The sequence below is a fragment of the Salinicola acroporae genome (assembly GCF_003206615.1).
GTDB classification, from domain to species: domain Bacteria; phylum Pseudomonadota; class Gammaproteobacteria; order Pseudomonadales; family Halomonadaceae; genus Salinicola; species Salinicola acroporae.
Window position 1 is genome coordinate 1 of record NZ_PZJW01000008.1, and the last position, 24,672, is coordinate 24,672.

Here is a 24,672-nt window from a genome sequence, read left to right on the forward strand (position 1 = left end):
CTGCTGGGCAAGATCATTCGGGGTCAGACCGAAGAAGGTAGACAGCATGTGCACGCTGGCCCCGTGTCGAATGCAGTGATCGACGAGCCCATCGCGATCCTGGTCGCGATCGACGCGGCGCAGCGCCGCCTTGAAGGTGTCGTGGTCCAGCTCGAACCGGGCCACGCCCGGAAACTCGTGGATCAGGGACTCGATCTCGCTGGCCCGCAGCCGACTGAGACTCTGCAGCTCGTCATCGCGGAAGCCCAGCGCGCGAGCGCGGCGCATGTCGCCCTCACGGATCAGGATCAGCGCCTGGTTGAACAGCGCATGGTTGAGTTGCGGTGTTGCCATCACGAATCCCCCTCTGCATTGAGCACGTCACGCAGCACCCGGATCAGCCGGGTCAGCCAGAACACACGAACGAAGAGACCGTCGGGCAGACGCACCTCGGTGTCGTCACCATGACTGCCCACCAGTTCTCCCAATAGCGAGATGTCGCTCGGCATCACCGGATCGATGTTACCCTCAAGGCCGGCCAGCAGTTGCCAGACGAGCTGAGCGCGGCGGCTGGGAGCGCCCTCGAGCGGACCGAGTTCATAACCGATACCGTTGCGCGCATTGAGGCGAATGACGTCGCTGGATCCGCTGGCCTCGATTCCCGCCCAGCTGGCCAGCACCTGGACCACTTCACCGATCTGCATGCGCAGATCCTGGGCGTTGCGCCGCCAGGCCGGCACATGCCAAAGATCCGTGATCGGGGCGACCCGGCCACCATCCTGCAGCGGTACGCTCTTGAGTGCCGCTGCCTCGAAGTCGATAGCCTCCTCGCCGCGCTCCTTCGCCTGCCAGTGACGCAACTGGCGATGGCCCTCCGTCTCGTGGTGGGGAGAGAGGGTCAGATCGGTGGCGATGGTCGCCTGCTCTTCGGCAGAGCGACTCGGCTGAGGTGTGTGCTCCTGCAGCAAACCATCGGTGTCCAGCAGCCCGCCGGCGCTGCCATTCCAGTCGTCATCGAAGCTGCCGCCCTGTGGGGCCACCGGTGTTCGCTGGGTCTGGGCCTCGAGTTCGGCGTTACGCTGCTCGAGCTGCTCGAGCTGGGCGCGCATCTGTTTCATGGCGACCGACTCGCCCACCCCGCCCGCATCCGGCACACCGCGCGCCGGCGACGGTTCCGGCGTGGGATCGAGGTCACTCTGGCCATCGCCGAAGGTCAGATAATTGGGGTCGAGTTCACCGTCGCCGTCGGTGGGCTCGCTACCGCCTCGAGAGGTTTTGGCGGTCGATGGCAGTGAGGAAGCACCCGACGACTTGCCGGATGACGAGCTACCCGGAGAGGTGTCCGGTTTTGGCGGATAGAGGTGGCGCTCCTGGGGATGACGCAGGCGTTCCAGTTCACTATCGACGGTGGTCCAGATATCCGCGCGCTCCTCGTTCGTTGCCGCCCGGGCATACTTGCGCACGGTGAACCAGTTCTTCCACGCCATGTCGATGAGGTTGAAGTGCAGCCCGGTGTGCTCGTTGAGCATGCCCTGAGTGCCGCGCACGAATTCGCGGGCAGTGAGCAATTCGGGAACGATGGGAGAGATTAGGCAATCGGCGGCCATGACGGCCATCTCGAGAATCACTGAGCGCGCGCCCTGGGTATCGATCAGGATGGCGTCATAGCGATCGGCGAAGCGATCGAGCAGGTCGATCAGCCGGAAGCGACCATTCGGGGCATTGAGCAATAACTGCTGCAACTGATTCCGATAGTCGTTCGAGACAATGATGTCGAGATTGGGGATAGCGGTCTGCGAGATGATCTGGTCAAGGTCGACCAGTTCTGTCGCGAGCAGCTCGTACAACCCACCAGGGGCAGGCTGGGACAGCTCATAGTAGGAAGAGAGGGTTGGCTGGGAGTCGAGATCTATGAGCAGGACCCGTAGACCGGCGTCTGCCAGGAGGCCGCCCAGATTGGCTGTCGTGGTGGTTTTCCCGACGCCGCCCTTGGAGCAAACCGTTGCTGAAACACGCATAACTGCACCTCATCCGTCAGTAATTGGAATGAGTGCAGAGGCGGTATTACATAGAAAGATGTCTTTCTAAGCGTTCAGCTGGCTCCCTGAGCAGGACTCGAACCTGCGACCCAGCGATTAACAGTCGCTTGCTCTACCAACTGAGCTATCAGGGATCGATGTGAGCACTTTCCGACGCGATGATAGCGATGGCTCCCCGAACAGGACTCGAACCTGTGACCCAATGATTAACAGTCATTTGCTCTACCAACTGAGCTATCGGGGATCGTCGTTCACCGCTGGCTGATGATGTTGGCTCCCCGAACAGGACTCGAACCTGTGACCCAATGATTAACAGTCATTTGCTCTACCAACTGAGCTATCGGGGACCATCTTCAGCACGCGGCGTAGTATACGCGCTGAGTCTTTTGCGTCAAGGCCGGGGGACAGGATTTCTCGAATTGCCGGAAAGGAATAATCGAACACAATCAATACGCTGCGCATCCCCCTCTCCCCTCCTCGACAGGCCTGGTGACCGTGCGGAGCGCATGCGGGCAAACGAAGGGATTTCGCGGAGACGGTTTCGCGGGGATAGAGAGGAGAAGCGTTGGTGGCTACGCCCTGATTCGAACAGGGGACCCCATCATTATGAGTGATGTGCTCTAACCAGCTGAGCTACGTAGCCGACGCTGCTGCCGGGAAACGGCAAACGTTGCCGAGTGACAACGGGGGCGGACTATACCTGCAGGCTCGTCGGAGGACAAGCCTGCAATGAGAATCGGCGCCATTTTCGGCCCGTCTTTCCCTGTCCGCCCCCGGCGGTGGATCAGACGCCCAGCGCTTCCTTGACCGCCGGCAGCCCCGGTTCGCCATCGACCGTCTTGACGCCTTCGAGCCAGCCGTCCAGCGTCTCGGGATGCGCCTTGATCCAGGCGCGGGCTGCGTCCTTCTCGTCCTCGCCGTCGTCCATGATGCTGCCCATGACCTCGTTTTCCATGTCGAGCGTGAAGCTCAGGTTCTGGAGCAACTGACCGACATTGCCACACTCGTCGACGTAGCCGGCGCGGGTGTTGGTATAGACGGTAGCGCCACCGTAATCCGGACCGAAGTAGTCATCCGCCCCGGAGAGATAGCCGATATCGAAGTTGGTATTCATCGGATGCGGTGCCCAACCCAGGAACACCATCCACTCCTTGCTCTGGGTGCGCGCCCGAACCTCGGCAAGCATGCCGGCCTCGCTGGAGTCGACCAACTGCCAGTCGCCCAGGCCGAAGGCGTCGTCATCGATCATCTGCTGGATGATCATGTTGCCGTCGTTGCCCGCTTCGATGCCGAACAACTTGTGACCGAACTGGTCGGCGTGTGCATCCAGATCGGCAACCGAGGTGACACCGGCGTCGATGACGTACTCCGGCACCGCCAGGGTGTACTTGGCACCCTCCAGATTGGCACGCGGACGATCGACCTGCCCCTTCTCGATGTAGGGGTCGCTGATCGACTTCATCGACGGCATCCAGTTGCCCAGGAATACATCGAAGTCGCCCCCTTTCATGCCCGCATAGGCCACCGGTACGGAGACGGTATCCGAGGTGGCTTCATAGCCAAGTCCCTCGAGCACGACGCTGGTCAAGGCGGTCGTCGCCTGGATGTCGGTCCAGCCCACCTCGGCGAAGCGGACGGTCTGGCAGCTCTCAGGCTCCTGCGCCTGGGCCAGCGGTGCCGCAGCCAGGCCGGCACCGGCCAGGGTCCACAGAATCGGCTGATATCTCATGGTGCTTGAACTCCCTGAACGTATTGTAGGTTTTGGTCAATAACCACTGATTATCGAATGTCATATTTTCCATTCGATGACACAATACACTAGTTTTTGTTGATTGACCGTTCAATAAAAAATTTCCATAATGGTCGGCAGAAGACGTCGTTGGTTCGATAATAGTCGGGTTCCCCATCGATAACTGGAAACCCGGTCTAAAACGGGTTATCCGTTAAGGTTCGACCACGTCAGCCCCGCAGCAGGAGTAAAGCCCGTGCCGAAAGTCGGTATGCAACCCATTCGCCGCCGCCAACTGATCCAGGCGACGCTGGAGGCGATCGACGAGGCGGGGCTGGCAGATGCCACGATCGCCAGGATCGCCAAGCGCGCGGGCGTCTCCACCGGCATCATCAGTCACTACTTCGCCGGCAAGGACGGGTTGCTCGAAGCCACCATGCGCCACGTCCTGAGCGATCTGGGCAACGCCGTGCTGGAACGGCGCGCGGCATTGGGCGAGGCCCCGCCGGAGGCGCATCTACATGCCATCATCGACGGCAACTTCGATCGCAGCCAGACCAGCCGTTCGGTGATGAAGACCTGGTTGGCGTTCTGGGCCAGCAGCATGCACCACCGGCCATTGCAGCGGTTGCAGCGGGTCAACGACCGCCGGCTCTACTCCAACCTGAGCTGCCAGTTCCGACGCGTGCTGCCGAAACAGGAAGCCCGAGACGCCGCACGTGGGCTGGCCGCCCTGATCGACGGCCTATGGCTGCGTGGTGCCCTGGCCCAGGAGGGACTGAACGTGGACCGCGCCCGTCAACTGGCCTACGACTATGTCCGGGTGCAGCTCGAGACCGCTCACTACAGCCGAACCCGCGCCAACGACTACGCTTGAAGGCACCCGTGCCGAGCCAGGGCAATCGATCCGGGAATCGGTTCCAGGCCGCCGAGACAGCGGCCACGCTATTTCATTCGCCATTCGAAGGAGAGTCATCATGGCACGACTCGAGACGCAGACACTCTATATCAACGGCCGTCACACGCCGGCCAGCGGCAACCAGACCTTCGACGCCGTCAATCCGGCCAATGGCGAGGTCATCGCCAGCGTCCAGCAGGCCACCTCGGCCGACGTCGACACCGCGATCGAGAGCGCCCAGCGCGCCCAGCGCCAGTGGGCAGCGATGACCGGTATGGAACGCGCGCGCATCTTGCACAAGGCAGTCGCCCTGCTGCGCGAACGCAACGACGAGTTGGCCGAGCTGGAAACCCTCAATACCGGCAAGCCAATCAGCGAGACGGCCAGCGTCGACGTGGTGACCGGCGCCGACGCGCTGGAGTATTTCGCCGGCCTAGCGCCGAGCATCGAGGGCACCCAGATTCCGCTGCGCGAAGACTCCTTCGTCTACACCCGCCGCGAACCACTCGGCGTGATCGGCGCCATCGGCGCGTGGAACTACCCGATCCAGATCGCCTGCTGGAAAGCCGCCCCGGCCCTGGCCGCAGGTAATGCGGTGGTGTTCAAGCCGAGCGAGGTCACGCCGCTGACCGCGCTGAAACTGGCCGAGATCTTTACCGAAGCCGGCCTGCCGGACGGCGTGTTCAACGTCGTCCAGGGCGATGGTAGCGTCGGCGCGATGCTTACCGAGCACCCCGGCCTTGCCAAGATCACCTTCACCGGCGAGGTGGGTACCGGCAAGAAGGTAATGTCCGCCGCAGCCGGTTCCACGCTCAAGGACGTCACCATGGAACTGGGCGGCAAGTCGCCGCTGATCGTGTTCGACGATGCCGATCTCGACCGTGCCGCCGACGGCGCGATGATGGCCAACTTCTACTCCAGCGGCCAGGTCTGCACCAACGGCACTCGCGTGTTCGTCCACCGCTCGGTGAAGGCGGCATTCGAGGCCAAGATCGTCGAGCGGGTCAACCGCATCAAGGCCGGTGATCCGCTGAATCCGGAAACCAATTTCGGCCCGTTGGTCAGCTTCGAGCATCTCGAAAAGGTGGCGAGCTACCTGGAGATCGCCAAGCAGGATGGCGCGCGTCTGCTGGTCGGTGGCGAACGCCTGACCGAGGGCGATTTCGCCAAGGGTGCCTGGGTCGCGCCCACCGCCTACACCGATTGCGAAGACGACATGCGTATCGTCAAGGAGGAGATCTTCGGTCCGATCATGTCGATTCTCGCCTTCGATGACGAGGAGGAGGTGATCCGCCGCGCCAACGATACCGAGTACGGCCTGGCCGCGGGCCTGTTCACCGAGAGCCTCAACCGCGCCCACCGTGTCATCCACCGGATCGAGGCCGGTATCTGCTGGATCAACACCTGGGGCGACTCCCCCGCGGAGATGCCGGTCGGTGGCTACAAGCAGTCGGGCATCGGCCGCGAGAACGGTGTCGAGACGCTGGCGCACTATACCCAGACCAAATCGGTGCAGATCGAGATGGGACCGTTCGCCTCGGTGTTCTGACATCAGCGACGGGCGCCGGGCCGTGAGCTGCGGGCCGAAGGTCACAAGCGGAGAACCAGCGCGGGCAAGGGAAATCATCGGCTAACGCCTACGGTTTGCACCCCCTTCGCTCGTAGCTCGTAGCTGATGTTTAACGCCCCGAAGCCGGCGCAGTCGTAGCTCGTAGCTCGTAGCTCGTAGCTCGTAGCTCGTAGCTCGTAGCTCGTAGCTCGTAGCTCGTAGCTCGTAGCCAATTTTCATTCAAGAGGAGCGTGTGTATGCAACAGGCTCAGGAATTCGACTACATCATCATCGGCGCGGGTTCGGCAGGCAACGTGCTCGCCACTCGCCTGACCGAGGATCCGGCCACCCGCGTACTGCTGCTGGAAGCCGGCGGTCCGGACTACCGTGCCGACTTCCGCACCCAGATGCCGGCGGCACTGGCCTACCCGCTCCAGGGAAAGCGCTACAACTGGGCGTTCGAGACCGACCCGGAGCCGCACATGGACAACCGCCGCATGGAGTGCGGCCGCGGCAAGGGTCTGGGCGGCTCGTCACTGATCAACGGTATGTGCTACATCCGCGGCAACGCCCTGGATCTGGACAACTGGGCCAAGCAGCCGGGCCTGGAAGATTGGCGCTATCGCGACTGCCTGCCCTATTACCGCAAGGCGGAAAGCCGCGATATCGGCCCCAACGACTATCACGGCGGCGACGGGCCGCTGAGCGTGGCGACGCCGAAGCCCGGCAACAACCCGCTCTACCAGGCGTTCATCGAAGCGGGTGTCGAGGCGGGCTACCCGCGCACCGAGGATCTCAACGGCTACCAGCAGGAGGGCTTCGGCCCCATGGACCGTTCGACGACGCCCAACGGCCGCCGCTCCTCCACCGCGCGCGGTTATCTGGACATCGCCAAACAGCGCGAGAACCTGACCATCGTCACTCACGCGACCACGGACCGGATCCTGTTCGAGGATCAGCGGGCAGCCGGCGTCAACTACCTGCACAAGGGTCAGCCGCGCCAGGCGCTGGCCCGTCGCGAGGTACTGCTGTGCGGTGGCGCGATCGCCTCGCCGCAGATCCTGCAGCGCTCCGGCGTCGGCAATCCGGAACTGCTGGAAAAGCTCGGCATTCCCGTCGTGCATCCGCTCAAGGGCGTCGGCGAGAACCTGCAGGACCACCTGGAGATGTACATCCAGTACGAGTGCAAGCAACCGGTCTCGCTCTATCCGGCACTCAAGTGGTACAACCAGCCCAAGATCGGCGCGGAGTGGATGTTCCTGGGCAGGGGCATCGGCGCCAGCAACCAGTTCGAGGCCGGCGGGTTCATCCGCAGCGACGACGGCGAGGCGTGGCCCAACCTGCAGTATCACTTCCTGCCGATCGCGATCAGCTATAACGGCAAGAGTGCGGTCCAGGCCCACGGCTTCCAGGCACATGTCGGCTCGATGCGCTCCGAGAGCCGTGGGCGGGTACAGCTGCGCGACCGGAATCCGCGCAGCGCGCCCAGTATCCTGTTCAACTACATGGCCACCGAGCGCGACTGGGAGGAGTTTCGCGCCGCGATTCGCCTGACCCGCGAGATCATCGCGCAGCCAGCGATGGATGCCTACCGTGGCCGGGAGATTTCGCCGGGACCGGATGTACAGTCGGACGAGGAGCTCGACGCCTTCGTTCGTCAGCACGCCGAAACGGCCTACCACCCCTGCGGCACCTGCCGCATGGGCAGCGACGACGATGCCGTGGTCGATGGCGAAGGTCGCGTTCATGGCATCGAGGGGCTACGCGTGATCGATGCCTCGATCATGCCGCAGATCGTGACCGGCAATCTCAACGCCACCACCATCATGATCGCCGAGAAGCTTGCCGACCGCGTACGCGGGCACGAACCGCTGCCGGCCTCGGAGGCGCCCTATTACGTCGCCAATGGCGCGCCAGCTCGTCAGGCGCCCGCCAGAAGCGCGTGACGCCGAGCCAGCACCTCCTGGCCAACGATGGGTGTTCGACGATCCGAGGCCAGGGTCGAGCGACGCTGGCTACCTGCCCCGCCTCCCCCCCCTCAAGCCCGGCTCGGACGCCGGGCGCTTTCTCGTCGACCATGGTCATCGGTACTGTCATCGGCCTGTCGTAGCTACTTTATTTGCGCGCTAATTGCGCATTGTGCGAACAGTGTTCCGTTACACTGGGTTCGGTTTTAGGCTAGTCCGACTCCAAGCTCGTTCGAGCCGTGTAGCGCGCACGTCACAAAGTTCGTACAAGGAACGTCTTTCATCATGTCATCCTCCTCCACGTCGTCTCGCCCCCGCCGGCCGCTACGCTGGCTATGGTGGTTGCTGCTGATCCTCATCGCGGCCAGCGTCGCCTACTATCTTGTCGGCAGGAAGGACGCGCCCGAGGGCGACGACGGATCCCCGGGGCAGCCCGGCGCCGGCGGTATGCCCGCCACGGCCATCTCCGCCGTGGCTGCCAGTCGCGGCGACCTGCCGATCGAGCTGACGGCGCTAGGGACGGTGCGACCGCTCTCGAGCGTCGCCGTGCGGCCACGGGTGGAGGGCGAGCTGATGTCGGTCGACTTCGAGGAGGGCCAGACGGTCCAGAAAGGTCAGCGGATCGCCCGGATAGACCCGCGGGACTATCAGGCGCAACTGGACCAGGCCAAGGGACAACTGGCCCAGGATCAGGCCCAACTGGCCTCGGCGAGGGAAGATCTCGCCCGTTACGAGAAGTTGATCGAGACCAACTACGTCTCGCGCCAGGAGCTGGAGCAGCAACGCCAGCTCGTGCGCCAGTATCAGGGTACGGTCGCCAGCGACCAGGCCAGCGTCAAGAGCGCCCAGGTCCAGCTCGACTATACCGACATCACCGCACCGATCACCGGGGTGGCCGGGATCCGCAACGTGGATCCCGGCAATATCGTCCAGCTCGGCGACGACGATCCGATCGTCACCATCACCCAATTGGATCCGATCTCGGTGATCTTTTCGCTGCCCAGTCGCTATGTCGATATCGTCCGTGGCCGCCTGGTCGCCGGCGACCACCCGGCGGTGAACGTGACCGATACCGACGGCGAGGCCCACTCGGGCCAGTTGAGCAGCATCGACAGCAACGTCAACAGCGCCACCGGCACGATCCGCCTGCGCGCTATCCTCGACAACCCGACCGGCGGGCTCTATCCCAATGCCTATGTCGATGTCAGCCTGGTGTCGCAGATCCTCCGCGATCAGGTGATCGTCCCCGAGCCGGCGGTGCAGACCGGCCAGGAGGGCAACTACGTCTATGTGGTCAAGGATGACGACACCGTGACCCGACGCGACGTGACACTGGCCGCGACCCAGAATTCGCAGAGCGCGCTGTCGTCCGGTGTCGAAGCCGGAGAGCGGGTGGTGGTGGACGGCGTCGATAACCTGCGCGAGGGCGCCAAGGTTCGCGTGGTCAGCGATGCCCTGCCGGGCGAATCGAGCGACGAGGTGATGGACGCCGCCGGCGCAGACGGCAAAGCCGACGACGGTGGCGACGGCCACACATCATGAACCCGTCTCGCCTGTTCATCCTGCGCCCGGTCGCCACCTCGCTGGTGATGCTCGCGATCCTGATCGCCGGTGCCATGGCCTACCGGTTGCTGACGATCTCGTCGCTGCCGGAGGTGGACTTTCCCACCATCCAGGTCACCACGCTCTACCCCGGCGCCGGGCCCGACGTGATGCTCTCCCACGTCACCTCCCCGCTGGAGGACGAGCTGGGCGAGATTTCGGGGCTGGAAGACATGAGTTCGACCAGCACCGGCGGCGCCTCGCTGATCACGTTGCGTTTCTCGCTCGACTCCGACCTGGGCGTCGCCGAGCAGGAGGTCCAGGCAGCACTGAGCCAGGCCGAGACACTGCTGCCCGACGATTTGCCCCGCCCCCCCAGCTACAGCAAGGTGAATCCGGCGGATACGCCGATCATGACCCTGGCGGTCAGCTCGGACACCTTGCCGCTGACGAAGGTCTACGATCTGGTCGACACGCGCATGGCGCAGAAGATCGCCCAGATCACCGGCGTGGGACAGGTCAAGCTGGCCGGCGGCCACCAGCCCGCCGTGCGCATCACCGTCGACTCGCGCCAGCTCGCCGCCTACGGCCTCGATCTCGCCGCCGTGCGCAGCGCCGTCGATGCCGCCAACGTCAACCGGGCCAAGGGAACGCTCTATGGGCCCTACCGTGCCTACAGCATCGATGCCAACGATCAACTGCTATCGGCGGACGGTTACCGCGACCTTATCCTCAAGAACGACGATGGTTCGGTGCTGCGGCTGTCGGACGTGGCCAGGGTCGAGGACGGTTCCGAGAACGCCTACCTCTCGGCCTGGGCCGATCGCGAGGGTGCGATCCTGATCGACGTGCTGCGCCAGCCCGGCGCCAACGTGGTCGGCGTGGCGGACAGCATCAAGCGGGGCCTGCCGGCGCTGGAGAACACGCTGCCGGCCAACGTCGACGTCAGGATACTCACCGATCGCACCACTACCATCCGCGCCGCGGTGGAGGACGTACAGTTCGAACTGATGCTCGCCATCGGTCTGGTGGTGATGGTGACCTTCCTGTTCCTGCGCAACATTCCGGCCACGCTGATTCCGAGCCTGGCGGTGCCGCTGTCGCTGGTGGGCACCTTCGGTGCAATGTACCTGGCGGGATTCAGTCTCAACAACCTGACCCTGATGGCGCTGACCATCGCCACCGGCTTCGTCATCGACGACGCCATCGTGGTGCTGGAGAACATCACCCGCTACGTGGAGAAGGGCGAAAAACCGCTCGCCGCTGCGCTCAAGGGCTCGCGCCAGATCGCCTTCACCATCCTCTCGCTGACGATCTCGCTACTCGCCGTGCTGATACCGCTGGTATTCATGAGTGGCGTGGTCGGCGTGCTGTTCCGCGAGTTCGCGCTGACCCTGGCGATCTCGATCCTGATCTCCGCCTTCGTCTCGCTGACGCTGACGCCGATGCTCTGCGCGCGCTGGCTGAAGCAGCGACCGGAAACCGCCGGCCGCAGCGGCGAGGAGATGGACGACGAGGCCATGGTGCGCAGCCGACAAGGCTTGTTTGGTCGCCTCACCCGTGGCTACGAACACGCGCTGAACTGGGTGCTCGGTCATCAGACGCTGACGCTGCTGTTGGCGGTCGCCACCCTGGGCGTCACCGCCCTGCTGTTCATCGCCACGCCCAAGGGGCTGTTCCCGGTGCAGGATACCGGCGTCATTCGCGGTATCACCACGGCGACGCAATCGACCTCGTTCGAGGCGATGTCGGCTCGCCAGCAGCGACTGGTCGATCACCTGCTGAAGGACCCTGCCGTCGAGAGCATCTCGTCCAGTGTCGGCATCGACGGCACCAACACCACGCTCAACAGCGGCCGCCTCTCGATCAACCTCAAGCCGCTGGGCGAACGCGGCGACCTGGACAGCATACTGGCGCGGTTGCGCGACGAGAGCCACGACATCCCCGGGCTGACCCTGTCGCTGCAGCCGGTGCAGGATCTGACGCTGGAAGACACCATCAGTCGCTACCCCTATCAGTTCGCCCTGACCCAGGGCGACCGCGCGGCGCTGAACGACGACGCCGCACGGCTGCTCGCGGCCCTCGAACGCTCCCCCGCCATCGCCAGCGTCAGCAACGACGTTCAGAACGAAGGGCGCAAGCTCGAGGTGACCATCGACCGCGACCGCGCCGGCCGGCTCGGGATCAGCGTCGCCGATATCGACGATGCGCTCTACGACGCCTTCGGCCAGCGCCTGATCTCGACCATCTTCACCCAGGCCAGCCAGTACCGGGTGGTGCTAGCCGCCAGCGCCACCGACAACGACGGACCGCGGGCCCTGTCGCGTCTCTACGTTGCCAACGACGACGATGAGCTGGTGCCACTGTCGACCCTGGTGACCCTGGCCGAACGCACCACCCCGCTATCGCTGCAGCGCCAGAACCAGTTTCCTTCGGCGCTGATGTCGTTCGCCGTCGCCGACGGCCACTCGCTGTCGGAGGCCTTCGAGGCCGTCGATCGGGCGGCGGCGGACACGCTGAGCGACCAGACTGCGCTCTCCTACCGCGGCTCGGCGTTGGCCTACACCGACTCCACCGGCGACACCCTCTGGCTGATCCTGGCCGCCATTGTCACCATGTATATCGTGCTGGGGGTGCTCTACGAGAGCTACATCCACCCGCTGACGATCCTGTCGACGCTGCCTTCCGCCGCCATCGGTGCCCTGCTGGCGCTTCAGATCGGCGGTTACTCGCTCGGCCTGGTGGCGGTCATCGGCATCATCCTGCTGATCGGCATCGTCAAGAAGAACGCCATCATGATGATCGACTTCGCGCTGGAGGCGCAGCGCGAGCGCGGCATGTCGGCGGCGCAGGCGATTCATACCGCGGCGCTGCTGCGTTTCCGGCCGATCATGATGACCACCTTCGCCGCACTGCTCGGTGCCATGCCGCTGATGTTCGCCAGTGGCTACGGTGCCGAGCTCCGCCAGCCGCTGGGTGTCACCATGGTCGGCGGGCTGCTGTTCAGCCAGTTGCTGACACTGTTCACCACGCCGGTGATCTATTTGTTCTTCGACCGCCTCGCGGGACGCTTCGGCCGGACCCGGCGCCACGACGATGAGCACGACGAACGTGATGCGCCGAGTCGTGACGGAGAGACTCGTGACGGAGCATCGCCGTGAGCCTGTCGGCGCCCTTCGTCCGCCGGCCCGTCGCCACCATCCTGCTGGCGCTGGCCATCGTGCTGCTGGGCTCTCTCGCCTACGAGCGGCTGCCGGTGGCACCGCTGCCCAACGTATCGTTCCCGACCATTCTGGTATCGGCGAGCCTGAGCGGGGCCAATCCGGAAACCATGGCATCGACGGTGGCGACACCGCTGGAGCGCTCGCTGGGGCGTATCCCCGGGATCACCCAGATGACCTCGTCGAGTTCCGACGGCTCCACCAGCGTGGTCATCCAGTTCGATCTCGACAAGGACATCAACGTGGCCGCGCAGGAGGTCCAGGCCGCGATCAACGATGCCCAGCCGCTACTCCCCAGTGCCATGACCAGCCGGCCGCACTTTCGCAAGCTCAACCCGGCCTCGGCACCGGTGATGATCCTGTCACTGACCTCCGACACCCTTCCCACCAGCGAGCTCTATCGCCTCGCCGACAGCAAGATCGCACCGCCCATCGCCCAGGTACCCGGCGTCGGCGACGTCAACGTCGGCGGCAGCTCATCCCCGGCGGTCAGGGTGTCGATCGATCCGCGCAAGCTCAACCACGCCGGTATCGCGCTGGACGCCGTAGCCGGTGCCCTGCGCGCGGCGACGACACAGTCGCCCACCGGATTCGTGCAGACCGTCGAGCACCGCTGGGAGGTCCAGACCGACTCCCAGTTGCTGAAGGCGAGCGACTACAGCCAGATCGTGATCGCCAAGGGCGACGACGGCTCGCTGATGCGCCTCGGTGACGTGGCCAGGATCGTCGACGGCGTGGAAGATCGCTACAACGTCGGCTTCCAGAACGATCTACCTGCCGTGCTGCTGGTGATCAGCAGCGCCAGCGGCGCCAACATCATCGATACCATCGCCGGCGTCAGGGAGCGCCTCGACGAGGTGCGCAGCCTGCTGCCGCAGAACGTCAACCTCAGCGTGCAGCTCGACCGGGCCCCCGGCATCCAGGCATCGCTGCACGAAACCCAACTGACGTTGCTGCTGGCCGTCGTGCTGGTGGTACTGGTGGTATTCCTGTTCCTGCGCAATGCCCGCGCCACGATCATTCCCAGTGTCGCGATTCCGGTGTCGCTGATCGGCACCTTCGCGATGATGTGGGCGTTCGACTTCTCGTTGGACACCCTCTCGCTGATGGCGCTGATCGTCTCGATCGGTTTCCTGGTCGACGACGCCATCGTGGTGGTGGAGAACATCGCCCGACATATCGAGCGGGGCGTCAAGCCGTTCGAGGCCGCGCTGCTCGGCGCCAGGGAAGTCGGCTTCACGGTCACCGCGATGAGCGTGTCGCTGGTGGCGGTGTTCATCCCGCTGCTGCTGCTTGGCGGCTTCATCGGCCGGATGTTCCACGAATTCGCGGTGACACTGTCGCTGGCCATCGGGGTGTCGTTGCTGGTGTCGCTGACGCTGACGCCGATGCTGTGCGCCCGCTGGCTGAAGCCGCATCCGGAACGCCAGCGTCAGCCCCGCTGGGAGCGCTTCCTGATCGCCATTGGCCACGCCTTCGTGCGCGGCTACGCCAGAACCCTGGACATCGCACTCAAGCACCGCCGTTTGACGCTGCTGTCGCTGGTCGCCGTAATCGTGCTCAACGGTTATCTCTATACCGCTGTCGACAAGGGATTCATCCCGGATCAGGACACCGGACGCCTGCTCGGTACCATGCGCGGCGACCAGGCGCTGTCGTTCGACGCCGTCTCGGACAAGCTCGGCCAGGTGCGCGAGCGGCTGCAAGCCGATCCCGCCGTCGCCAGCGTACTGGGGTTCATGGGTAGCGGTGGTCCAGGCCGCGGCGGCTCCTCGGCGACGCTGTTCATCACCCTCAAGGCCGACCGCCAGGCTTCGACCCAGGCGATCGGCAACCGCCTGATGGCCAGCCTGCAGGGGCTGACCGGGGTCAGCACCTTCATGTTCCCGCTGCAGGATATCCGCATCGGCGGACGCTCCAGCAGCGCTTCCAAGTACGAGATCACGCTCAAGAGCGACGACCTCGAGCTGCTGGGCGACTGGTCCAGGAAGGTCCAGCAGGCGATGCAGCAGGTCGACGGCATCACCGGGGTCGACAGCGACAACCGCGGCGATGGCCTGGCCGCCAGGCTAATCGTGGACCGGGACACAGCCTCGCGCCTCGGCGTGGACATGAGCACCATCGACACGGCCCTGGGTAACGCCTTCGCCCAAAGCAAGGTGGTGAGCCTCTACGATGCCGACGAACAGCGCTACGTGGTGATGGAGGTGGGTGCCCCCTACCGGCAGGCCCCAGATGCCATCGGCGACCTCCATGTCAGCGCCAGCGACGGCGAGATGATCCCGATCTCGGCGTTCAGCCATGTCGAGCGCAGCACCACCCCGGTAACGGTCAATCACCAGGGGCAGTTCGCCGCCTCGACGGTCTCGTTCAATCTGGAGGAGGGCGTGTCGCTGGGCGAAGCGACCGCGCGCATTCGCCAGGCCGTCGATGCGCTGCACCCTCCCACGGCCCTCCAGGTCGACTTCGAGGGCAGCGCCGGCACCTTCCAGAGCGGTATCGAAGCGATGCCGTGGTTGATCCTCGCCGCGCTGGTGACGGTCTATCTGGTGCTGGGCATTCTCTACGAGAGCTACATTCACCCGATGACCATCCTGTCGACGCTGCCCTCCGCCGGGGTCGGTGCCCTGCTGGCGCTGATGGCGCTGGACACACCCTTCACCCTGATTGCGCTGATCGGCATCATTCTGCTGATCGGTGTGGTCAAGAAGAATGCGATCATGCTGGTGGACTTCGCCGTCGTCTGCGAACGCGACCAGGGCATGCCCCCGCAGGAGGCGATTCGCCACGCCGCACTGGTCCGCTTCCGGCCGATCATGATGACCACCCTCGCCGCGCTGCTCGGCGCCCTGCCGCTGCTGCTCGGCACCGACGAGAATGCCGGCCTGCGCGCGCCGCTAGGGATCACTATCATCGGCGGACTGATCGTCAGCCAGATCCTGACGCTCTATACCACCCCGGTGGTCTATCTTTATCTCGACAGGCTTCATCGCCGACTGCGACCAAGCCAGATCGGCTCGGAACGTGCCAGCGAGGCGTGAGTTTCGGTAGCCGGCAAGCGCCGGCTGCGGGGCGGCATTGAGGTGGCTCCGGCCCGCACGCCCTTCTTGTCGCCCGTGGCTCGTCGCCCTTAGTCCATGCGTGGTTTGTGGCTAGCGCGACGCTAGCCCAAAGGATAAGCACGCCGGCCTAGTCAGCCGGCGTGCGATCCGCTAGTCTGAAAACCAAATTCAAACGCTCGTCTGAATTCTTCGTTTCCCCCTCTCGGAGTTCGTCATGATCACACTGCTGCTCATCGTCCTGGCCGTCATTGGCTGTCTGGTCGTCATGCGTCGCGAGGCCGGCGCACTCGCGGCACTGGCCGTACTCGCCGTGTTGGGTGTCGTCGGGCTGGCACTGGGCGCCGGCATCATCGGTACGCTGTTGCTGATCGCGGCGATCGGCGTTGCCGTCTGCGGCGTCAAGCCGATTCGTCGGCTGTGGCTGTCGCCGCGCCTGTTCGCGCTGTTCAAGAAAATCGCTCCGCGGGTCTCCGAGACCGAGCGGGTCGCTCTCGATGCCGGCACCGTCGCCTGGGATGGCGAGCTGTTCAGCGGCCGGCCCGACTGGCAGCGCCTGCTCGACTTCGACAATGCCGGGCTGAGCGAGGAGGAGCAGGCCTTCGTCGACCACCAGTGCTCCGTCGCCGCCGGCATGTGCAACGCCTGGGAGATCGCCCGCGAGCGCGCCGACATGCCGGAGGCGCTGTGGGCGTACCTGAAGAACGAGCGCTTCTTCGGCATGATCATCCCCAAGGCCTACGGCGGCCTGGGGTTCTCTGCCAAGGCGCAGTCCGCCGTGCTGCAGAAGCTCGCCTTCAACGAAACCCTGATGAGCACCGTCGGCGTGCCCAACTCGCTGGGCCCCGGCGAGCTGCTGCTGAAGTACGGTACCGAGGCGCAGAAGGATCACTACCTGCCGCGCCTCGCCGATGGTCGCGACATCCCCTGCTTCGCCCTGACCGGTCCCCGCGCCGGCAGTGACGCCACCTCGATCCCGGATGTCGGCATCGTCTGCCGCGGCATGCACGACAGCAAGGAAGTCCTGGGGTTGAAGCTGACCTTCGAGAAACGCTGGATCACCCTGGCGCCGATCGCCACCGTGGTCGGTCTGGCCTTCCGCATGTTCGACCCGGACAACCTGCTGGAGCGCGGCGAGAGCGACATCGGCATCAGTTGTGCGCTGATCCCGCGTGACACCGAGGGCATGGAGATCGGTCGCCGTCACCATCCGATCGGCAGTCCGTTCATGAACGGTCCGATTCGTGGCAAGGACGTGTTCATCCCGCTCGATTACCTGATCGGCGGGCTCGACATGGCCGGCCAGGGCTGGCGCATGCTGGTCGAGTGTCTCTCGGTGGGCCGCTGCATCACCCTGCCCTCGGGTGCCGCGGGCATCGGGCGCTATGCGGTGGGCTGGAGCGGCGGATTCACTCGTATCCGCCGCCAGTTCAACATCGCCGTGGCGGACATGGAGGGTGTACAGGAGCCACTGGCGCGTATCGCGGCCAAGGCCTACATCTCCCAGGCCGCGGTGATGCAGACCGCCAATACCATCGATCACGGCGTCAAGCCGGCGGTGCCATCGGCGATTCTCAAGAGCCAGTTGACCGAGTTCCAGCGCGACGTGCTGGCCGACGCCATGGATGTCCACGGCGGCCGCACGGTGACGCTGGGCCCTCGCAACTATCTCGGTATCGGCTACAGTGCCAACCCGGTCTCGATCACCGTCGAGGGCGCCAATATCATGACCCGCAACCTGATGATCTTCGGTCAGGGCGCGATCCGCTGCCATCCCTATGTCCTCGAGGAGCTGGCGGCCAAGGATGCCAACGATTTCGAGGCCTTCGATCGGTTGTTCTTCCGCCACATCGGGCTGATCTTCGGCAACGGCGCCCGCGCCTTCACCCAGGCCCTGGGCCTCGGCAAGCCGAACGTCCCGTTCGATGCCATCGCGGCACCTTATGCCCAGGATGCCGCGCGGCTCTCTTCCGCCTTCAGCCTGTGTGCCGACGCCGCCATGGCCAGCCTCGGCTCCAAGCTCAAGCAGCGCGAGATGATCTCGGCGCGTCTAGGCGACGTGCTCTCCAATCTCTACCTGCTGTCGATGGTGCTCAAGCAGTGGCACGAGACCGATCGTGTCGACAACGAGGCGGCGCTGTTCCACTACAGCTGCCGGTTGTTGCTGAACCGTGCCGAGCAGGCGCTGGTCGACCTGTTCGACAATCTGCCCAATCGCGCCCTGGGCAATACGCTGTCGTTCGTCACCCAGCCGCTGGGGCGCCGCTGGCACAAGCCGCAGGATACGCTGACGCGCGAGATCGCCAAGGCGATCTCCACGGACAGCGCGCTGCGCCACAAGCTGACGAGCAATACCTGGGATAGCTGGGAGGAGGGTCAGAAGGAGAACGCGCTGGCGCGCTACAATGCCCTGCTGGCCAACGCCGAACGGGCCGAGACGATCTATCGCACGCTCAACAAGGCGCGGGTCAAGAAAGCACTGCCCGAGGTCGCGTTGCATCCCGAGCAGTGGATCGATGCCGCCCACGAAGCCGGGCTGCTCAACGATGAGGATGCCGCCTTCATGCGTGCCCACGAGAAGGAAGTCCTGGAGATGCTGACGGTAGACGATTTCGCCTTCGATGCCTTCGTCACACGTCGGGAAAAGAGAGAGACTTCAGGAATCGAGAACGAGGCCACCGCCTAGCGGCGCGGCCGGCGTGATCGGCAAGACGAAGAAGCCCCCGTNNACGGGGGCTTCTTCGTCTGGTCACCACCCTGGCGGCTACTGCCCCAGGACCTGCAGCTGCACGTCGGCGGCACCGTCCTGAATCATGCCGAGTTGCTCAGCAGCCTTTCGCGAGAGGTCGATGATGCGGCCATCGACGAAGGGGCCGCGATCGTTGATACGCACCACCGTGCTTTCGCCGGAATCCAGCGCGGTCACCTTCACCCGGGTGCCGAAGGGCAACGTCTTGTGGGCCGCCGTCATCGCCTGGCTGTCGTAGGGCTCGCCACTGGCCGTCAGCCGCCCTTCGAAGTAGGACGCATAGAACGTCGCTTCGCCCAGCCGCTTTTTCCCGATCGATTGCACCGAGTGCGCCTGCTCATCACCAGAGACTGCGCCGGGGTCGTTACCCATCGCCTTCTTCGACTTGGCAATGGATTTCGCCCCCGCCTTGGCGCTGGTCGCTGTCGACGCGGGTTGCCTGGATGAGGGGGAGTCCCACCCAGGCGGATGCGGGTTCGTTGCACAGCCCGCCAGCAGGATCGACATCAGCGCGGCAGCGAGAAGCCTCTTTCGGGACTGGAGCCGGCTGGGCGACCCCGGCATGGCGTCGGCGGAATCGGTCGTCATCGTTCGGATACCTGATGTCATCTGACCATGGCGTAGTGCTGGATTCGACAATCATAATCGAAGATCGGCTCACGATAGCGGCCAAATGAGCAAAATCAAGGGAATTGCCGTTACCATGACGACCAGCGACAGCGGCAGCCCGAGCTTCCAGTAGTCCCGGAAGTGATAACCCCCAGGGCCCATGACCAAGGTATTCGACTGGTGGCCGATCGGCGTCAGGAAGGCGCACGACGCGCTGACGGCCACCGCCATCAGGAACGGGTCGAGGGAGACTCCGAGGCCACTGGCGAGACTGGCGGCGATCGGCGCCATCAGCAGTGCCGCGGCGGCGTTGTTGATCACGTTGGAGAGCAGCAGCGTGATCGCGAACAGCGCCACCAGCGTGACAACCGGCGGCCAGCCGCTGCCCAGCGCCATCATGCCATCCGCCACCATCTGGGCGCCCCCGCTGGTCTCCAGCGCCGTTCCCACCGGCAACATCGCCGCCAGCAGCACGATCACCGGCCCCTCGATGGCGTCGTAGCCCTCACGCAGCGGCAGCACGCCCAGCGCCAGCGTGACCAGCGCCGCCAGCGCCAGCGCGATCGCCGCCGGCAGCAGGTCGAACATCATCGCCCCGATGGCGACCGCAAAGATCGCGACCGACAACAGCAGCTGACGCGGACGCCCCAACGACAGCTTGCGGCTGGCCAGCGGCAGGCACCCCAGCGCCGCCAGGCTCTCGCTGAGCCCATTCTCATCCCCCTGCAGCAGCAATACGTCTCCTGGCTGGAAACGCACCTCCCGTAGCCGTTGCTTCAGTCGTGTCCCATCCCTCGAGACCGCGACCAGGTGAAGCCCATGCTGATCAAGCAGTCGCAGTTGCGCCACCGTTCGCCGCGTCATCATCGAATCGGTGCGCACCACCGCCTCGACCAGTTGCAGGTCTTCCGTGTCCAGCTTGGGCGCCTCGGTGGAGTCGGTTCCGTCGGCGTCCCGATCATGGGCGCCGATGGTCAACCCGGCCTTGTCCTCCAGTTGCTTGAGATCGTCGGGATCCGCCTCGAGCAGCACGATGTCGCCGGCCTGCAGGGTGCCGAAGAAGCGGCTGCCGGCGAGCTGCTCACCGTCCCGGACGACGCCAAGGACCGGTACCGGCTCGTCGCAAACCTCGCGCAGCTGGCGTAGCGTCCAGCCTGCCGCCTTGGACTCCTCCCCGACCGTCAGCTCGCTCAGGTAGGCCGAGGTCTCGAACAGCTCGTCGGCTGAGGCCTGCCCTTGCCGCCGCGGCGTCAGGCGCCACCCCAGCAGCACCATGAACGCCAGACCGGCCAGCGCGACGCCACCGCCCACGGGAGCGAAATCGAACATCCGGAAGGCGCTCTCCCCCTGGCTGGCACGGAAGGCGCTGATGATAATGTTGGGCGGCGTACCGATCAGCGTGATCAGTCCACCCAGCAATGAGCCGAAAGCCAGCGGCATCAGCAGCAGCGATGGCGAGGTGCCGTGCTCGCGGGCGACGCGAACCGCCACCGGCAGCAACAGCGCCAGCGCGCCGACGTTGTTCATGACGGCGGACAGCAGGATGACCGTGGTGGTCAGCACCGCCAGTTGCCAGATCGGCTGGCTCCCCGCCTTGAGGGTCTTCTCCGCGATCCAGTCGACGACGCCGGAGTGTTCGAAACCGCGGCTGAGCACGAGTACCGCCGCCACCGTGATGATCGCCGGATGGCCGAAGCCGGAGAACGCCTCGTCCGCCGGGACGACCCCCAGCAGCACGCAGGCCAGCAGTGCGGCCATGGCCACCAGATCGTAGCGGAACCGCCCCCAGACAAAGGCCGCCAGCGTCAACGCCAGTATGAGGAAGACCCAATATGCATCCTGCATCGACACACTCCTTGTGCGAACGAAGGCCACCCGGACCGAAAAAGCCGACGCCGCGTGATCGCGGCGTCGGCTTCGATATCATACGACAAAGTGCGCGGGCTTTACGGAATCAGAATCGTCGATCCCGTGGTCCGGCGGGACGCCAGCGCCTCCTGCGCCTTGCCGGCTTCGTCCAGCGTGAAGCGCTGGGCGATATCGACCTTGACCTTGCCGCTTTCGAGCATGTCGAACAGGTCGAGACACATTTCCTCGAAGCGCTCGCGCGTGTCGGCGTAGCCGTTGAGGCTGGGCCGGGTCAGGTAGAGCGACCCCTTCTGGTTGAGGATGCCCACGTTGACGCCGTCGACGGCGCCGGACGCATTGCCGAAGCTGACCATCAGCCCCCGCGGCGCCAGGCAGTCGAGCGAAGTGGTCCAGGTGTCCTTGCCGACGGAGTCGTACACCACCGGCACCATCGCACCGCCAGTCAGCTCGCGAACGCGTTCGACCACGTTCTCCTCGCGATAATTGATCGTCGCCCAGGCGCCGTTCTTCTTCGCCAGCTCGGCCTTCTCGGCGGAACCGACCGTGCCGATCACCTTGACGCCCAGCGCCTTCGCCCATTGACAGGCGATCGAACCGACACCGCCCGCGGCAGCGTGGAAGAGGATGGTCTCGCCCCCTTCCAGCGGGAACGTCTGACGCAACAGATACTGGGTGGTCAGCCCCTTGAGCATGGCGGCCGCGGCGGTCTCGAAGGGAATGTCCTCCGGCAGTTGGACGACCTTGTCCGCTGGCAGCACGTGGTATTGCGAATAGGCGCCAAGGGGACCCTGGGCATAGGCGACACGATCTCCCTCTTCGAGATGGGTCACGCCCTCGCCGACGGCGTCGATCACCCCGGCACCCTCTGTCCCCAGCCCGGACGGCATGGCCGGCGCCGGATAGAGGCCGGTGCGGAAATAGATATCGATGAAGTTGAGACCGATGGCGTGGTTCTTGACCCTGACTTCTCCCGCCTTGGGTTCGGCCGGCTCGACCTCGACGGTCTCGAGGACTTCGGGGCCGCCGGTGCGGGCGAACTGAATGCGCTTGGCCATGACGTTTCCTTGTTGGGCTGGTGACTCTCGGTCTGTCATCCAAGCGCCATTCCCGGAGCGGGTCAAGTCGCCGGGCGAGCCCACGTCAGGATCGAACGCTGTCAGGCGATGTTCGAATAGCGCTCCAGGGCGGCGACGAAGCGTGACTTGTAGGCCTCGAACGTCTCCGGCTCCTGCTTGAAGGTGCGCACGATACCATCGCCATTGAAGCGCACCACGCTAGGCAGCACACCGTTCACCGGGGTCGGGTGGAGCGGGCCCAGACCGATACGCAGGCCCCCCTCGCCGTCGACCCAGCGCTCGATGCCGCAGCGTCGGAAGAACGCCTCGCCCGCCTCGTCGGCGGCCGTCACGCGTAACGGGGCCTTCTCCGCCAGTGTCTTGACCAGATGCCGACTGTGCCGGGTGTCGCCCTTGCCCTCCGGCGTCGACAGCATGCCCACCTCCATGGTCCCGCCGTCGACATCGGACGAGATCAGGGCCAGACACAGCACGGTGCCGTCATCCTCGGTCAACGCGAACAAGCGCGCCGCCTCCTGCTCGAACAGCACGCCCTGGGTGCCGGCGAAGGTCACCAACGGCGCCAGCCCCGCCTCCTGGCCGTAGACGCTGGCACAGAGTTTGGCGAGGCAGGCTTCGCGGATCTCGGGATTCTTGACGTGGACGACCTTCATGATGCTTCTCCTGACTGGTTGCCTCTTGGCGCACTGCCGGTGGCTTCGGCCGGTGTGACGTGCTGCCGGCGGGTTCGGGCCGGTGTAGCAAGCCGCGCAGCCTAGCATAATCTCCCCAGGCGGGCCCGCCTTGGCCCCGGGGCGAGGTTCGAGTCAGCAGCTCATGCAGGCTCTCGCGGCTTGATCAGCGGACACGCCTGACAGTATTCCGATGGGCGGGTGGCCTTGAAATAGAGACAACAAGTCCGGCGAAAGCGGACCGAACCGTCGTCGTCCGATCGGGTGCGCGGGTGGAAAAATCGCGCCAGGGGATTGAAATCGAGTCCGAAAAGCGACGGCTGGGCGGTGAGCAAAAAACCATAATCCGCCTCTCGGCGCTGTCTCGTGAGAGCATCCCCTACGCCGCTCAGCCGGCGTTCGTAGAGCGAATAGACCCTGACCGCCAGGTTTTCCCACAGGATGCGTTCCGGTACGCCCCCCACATCCTGAAGCGTGCGCCATAGCGGTGCGACCGTCTGCGCGAACAGCACATGCAGGATCTCCCGGCGAGCGCGGTGGCGTCGCGAGGCCGCCAACGCCTCGCTCTCGAGCGTCCACAGTGGCAACGACGACGTCCACAGGCCATCGTCGTGCGAATATTCGATGATGCAATTGGCGGCGGAAAGATCGAGCCTGCGATCGCAGACCGACAGGGCGTATAGCGGTGCGCCGGTAAGCAGGAAGGCCAAGCGTTTCGACAGCAACGATGCCGTCGTGCGCCGCTCGGGGGATCCCATCACCGGTCCCAGATGATCGAGCAGTTCGCGACAGCGCCCGGGATCGAGAAAATCGGCTACGTCCAGCGAGCGCGAGTCCGCCCGTTCGGCCGACTTCAAGCGCAGCGGGCCTGCCAGGTAGCGCCAATCCGCAGGATCGAAACCGTGGGTGCGGGACGCCTCGCTCATGTCCCCTCCCGCCTGGCGAACGGAATGCACAGCGGCGTATGGAAATAGGGGTCATCGATCACCTGGCAATCGAGCTGGAAGATCTCCTTGACCCGCTGGCGGGTGATCACTTCGTGGGGCGTGCCCTGCGCGTGGATCCGGCCATCGCGCAGCGCCACGATATGATCGGCGTAGCGACAGGCCAGGTTGAGATCGTGAAGCACCATGACGATGGTCTTGCCCGACACTTGGTTGAGACTCGCAAGCAACTCCAGCACCTCCATCTGATGAGCGAGGTCGAGAAAGGATGTCGGCTCGTCGAGCAGCATCAAGGGCGTATCCTGGGCCACCGCCATGGCGATCCAGGCACGCTGGCGCTGCCCCCCGGAGAGCGTGTCCACGCTGCGGTGGGCATCCCCCAGCAGGTCGGTGCGTGACAGCGCTCGCTCCACCTGCCGCTCATCCTCTTCGGACCATTGGGCGCGCCAGCTCTGATGCGGATGGCGTCCCAGACTCACCAGTTGGCGGACCGTGATCCCTTCCGGGGCCACCGGGTGCTGCGGCAACAGCGATAGCGTCCGTGCCACGATCCGGGTTGGCTGGCGATGAATATTCTTGCCATCCAGCGCGACACCGCCCTGCCAAGGCGTCAACAGTCGGGCCAGAGCTTTCAGCAACGTGCTCTTGCCGCAGCCATTGCTGCCCACCAGCACCGATATCTTGCTCTCAGGCAGTTCCAGCGAGAGATGACGCAGAATGGCCTGACGCTGGTAGCCCAGCGTGAGATCGTTCGCGGAGAGCATCGCCATG

At 64.8% G+C, this 24,672-nt stretch carries 16 protein-coding genes and 4 tRNA genes; 7 read left to right on the forward strand and 13 right to left on the reverse strand.

Going from position 1 to position 24,672, the window contains the following annotated elements; translation table 11 throughout:
* The 7 genes from DOM54_RS13975 to DOM54_RS14005 all read right to left on the reverse strand — a co-directional run.
* Nucleotides 1–333, reverse strand: a 333-nt coding sequence (locus DOM54_RS13975) for an STY4526/YPO1902 family pathogenicity island replication protein (RefSeq protein WP_162619880.1), incomplete at its 3' end; no start/stop codon positions are given.
* Nucleotides 333–1,997: a ParA family protein gene (locus DOM54_RS20650; protein WP_110716935.1), complete on the reverse strand. Its 1,665-nt coding sequence runs from the start codon at nt 1,995–1,997 to the stop codon at nt 333–335. The genes DOM54_RS20650 and DOM54_RS13975, both read right to left, overlap by 1 nt.
* A 79-nt stretch (nt 1,998–2,076) precedes the next feature.
* Nucleotides 2,077–2,152, reverse strand: a tRNA-Asn gene (locus DOM54_RS13985).
* Between the two features lie 34 nt (nt 2,153–2,186).
* A tRNA-Asn gene (locus DOM54_RS13990) sits at nt 2,187–2,262 on the reverse strand.
* Nucleotides 2,263–2,289: 27 nt separating this feature from the next.
* A tRNA-Asn gene (locus DOM54_RS13995) sits at nt 2,290–2,365 on the reverse strand.
* A 219-nt stretch (nt 2,366–2,584) separates the two neighbouring features.
* Nucleotides 2,585–2,661, reverse strand: a tRNA-Met gene (locus DOM54_RS14000).
* Nucleotides 2,662–2,802: 141 nt separating this feature from the next.
* Nucleotides 2,803–3,747 carry a choline ABC transporter substrate-binding protein gene (locus DOM54_RS14005; RefSeq protein ID WP_110716936.1) on the reverse strand — a complete coding sequence of 315 codons (945 nt, stop codon included), beginning with the start codon at nt 3,745–3,747 and terminating at the stop codon, nt 2,803–2,805.
* A 256-nt stretch (nt 3,748–4,003) separates the two neighbouring features.
* Here DOM54_RS14005 and betI point away from each other — a divergent pair, with 256 nt between their 5' ends.
* From betI to DOM54_RS14040, 7 genes are all read left to right on the forward strand, one after another.
* Nucleotides 4,004–4,624 (forward strand): transcriptional regulator BetI, encoded by a 621-nt coding sequence (gene betI / locus DOM54_RS14010; RefSeq protein ID WP_110716937.1) that lies wholly within the window; start codon nt 4,004–4,006, stop codon nt 4,622–4,624.
* Nucleotides 4,625–4,724: 100 nt separating this feature from the next.
* Nucleotides 4,725–6,194, forward strand: coding sequence for a betaine-aldehyde dehydrogenase (gene betB / locus DOM54_RS14015; protein ID WP_110716938.1), 1,470 nt, complete (start codon nt 4,725–4,727; stop codon nt 6,192–6,194).
* Nucleotides 6,195–6,451: 257 nt separating this feature from the next.
* Nucleotides 6,452–8,140 (forward strand): choline dehydrogenase, encoded by a 1,689-nt coding sequence (gene betA, locus DOM54_RS14020; RefSeq protein WP_110716939.1) that lies wholly within the window; start codon nt 6,452–6,454, stop codon nt 8,138–8,140.
* A gap of 306 nt (nt 8,141–8,446) precedes the next feature.
* Nucleotides 8,447–9,703 carry an efflux RND transporter periplasmic adaptor subunit gene (locus DOM54_RS14025; RefSeq protein ID WP_110716940.1) on the forward strand — a complete coding sequence of 419 codons (1,257 nt, stop codon included), beginning with the start codon at nt 8,447–8,449 and terminating at the stop codon, nt 9,701–9,703.
* Nucleotides 9,700–12,864 carry a multidrug efflux RND transporter permease subunit gene (locus DOM54_RS14030; RefSeq protein WP_110716941.1) on the forward strand — a complete coding sequence of 1,055 codons (3,165 nt, stop codon included), beginning with the start codon at nt 9,700–9,702 and terminating at the stop codon, nt 12,862–12,864. Before DOM54_RS14025 ends, DOM54_RS14030 begins: the two co-directional genes overlap by 4 nt.
* Nucleotides 12,861–15,965, forward strand: a complete 3,105-nt coding sequence (locus DOM54_RS14035) for an efflux RND transporter permease subunit (RefSeq protein ID WP_110716942.1) — start codon at nt 12,861–12,863, stop codon at nt 15,963–15,965. Before DOM54_RS14030 ends, DOM54_RS14035 begins: the two co-directional genes overlap by 4 nt.
* Nucleotides 15,966–16,200: 235 nt before the next feature.
* Nucleotides 16,201–18,669: an acyl-CoA dehydrogenase gene (locus DOM54_RS14040; protein ID WP_110716943.1), complete on the forward strand. Its 2,469-nt coding sequence runs from the start codon at nt 16,201–16,203 to the stop codon at nt 18,667–18,669.
* Nucleotides 18,670–18,747: 78 nt separating this feature from the next.
* Here DOM54_RS14040 and DOM54_RS20445 read toward each other — a convergent pair whose 3' ends face one another.
* The 6 genes from DOM54_RS20445 to DOM54_RS14075 all read right to left on the reverse strand — a co-directional run bounded on the left by DOM54_RS20445 (nt 18,748) and on the right by DOM54_RS14075 (nt 24,671).
* A complete protein-coding gene (locus DOM54_RS20445; protein ID WP_240613911.1) occupies nt 18,748–19,320 on the reverse strand; it encodes a septal ring lytic transglycosylase RlpA family protein in 573 nt (190 codons plus the stop codon).
* A gap of 69 nt (nt 19,321–19,389) precedes the next feature.
* The gene (locus DOM54_RS14055) at nt 19,390–21,186 is read right to left on the reverse strand and encodes an SLC13 family permease (protein WP_110716946.1); all 1,797 of its coding nucleotides are present in this window, start codon (nt 21,184–21,186) and stop codon (nt 19,390–19,392) included.
* 101 nt (nt 21,187–21,287) lie between these two features.
* Nucleotides 21,288–22,265 carry an NADPH:quinone reductase gene (locus DOM54_RS14060; RefSeq protein ID WP_110716947.1) on the reverse strand — a complete coding sequence of 326 codons (978 nt, stop codon included), beginning with the start codon at nt 22,263–22,265 and terminating at the stop codon, nt 21,288–21,290.
* Between the two features lie 101 nt (nt 22,266–22,366).
* Nucleotides 22,367–22,939: a hypothetical protein gene (locus DOM54_RS14065; RefSeq protein WP_110716948.1), complete on the reverse strand. Its 573-nt coding sequence runs from the start codon at nt 22,937–22,939 to the stop codon at nt 22,367–22,369.
* Nucleotides 22,940–23,100: 161 nt separating this feature from the next.
* The gene (locus DOM54_RS14070; protein ID WP_110716949.1) at nt 23,101–23,883 is read right to left on the reverse strand and encodes an IucA/IucC family C-terminal-domain containing protein; all 783 of its coding nucleotides are present in this window, start codon (nt 23,881–23,883) and stop codon (nt 23,101–23,103) included.
* Nucleotides 23,880–24,671 carry an ABC transporter ATP-binding protein gene (locus DOM54_RS14075; RefSeq protein WP_110716950.1) on the reverse strand — a complete coding sequence of 264 codons (792 nt, stop codon included), beginning with the start codon at nt 24,669–24,671 and terminating at the stop codon, nt 23,880–23,882. Before DOM54_RS14075 ends, DOM54_RS14070 begins: the two co-directional genes overlap by 4 nt.
* Nucleotide 24,672 lies beyond the last annotated feature (1 nt).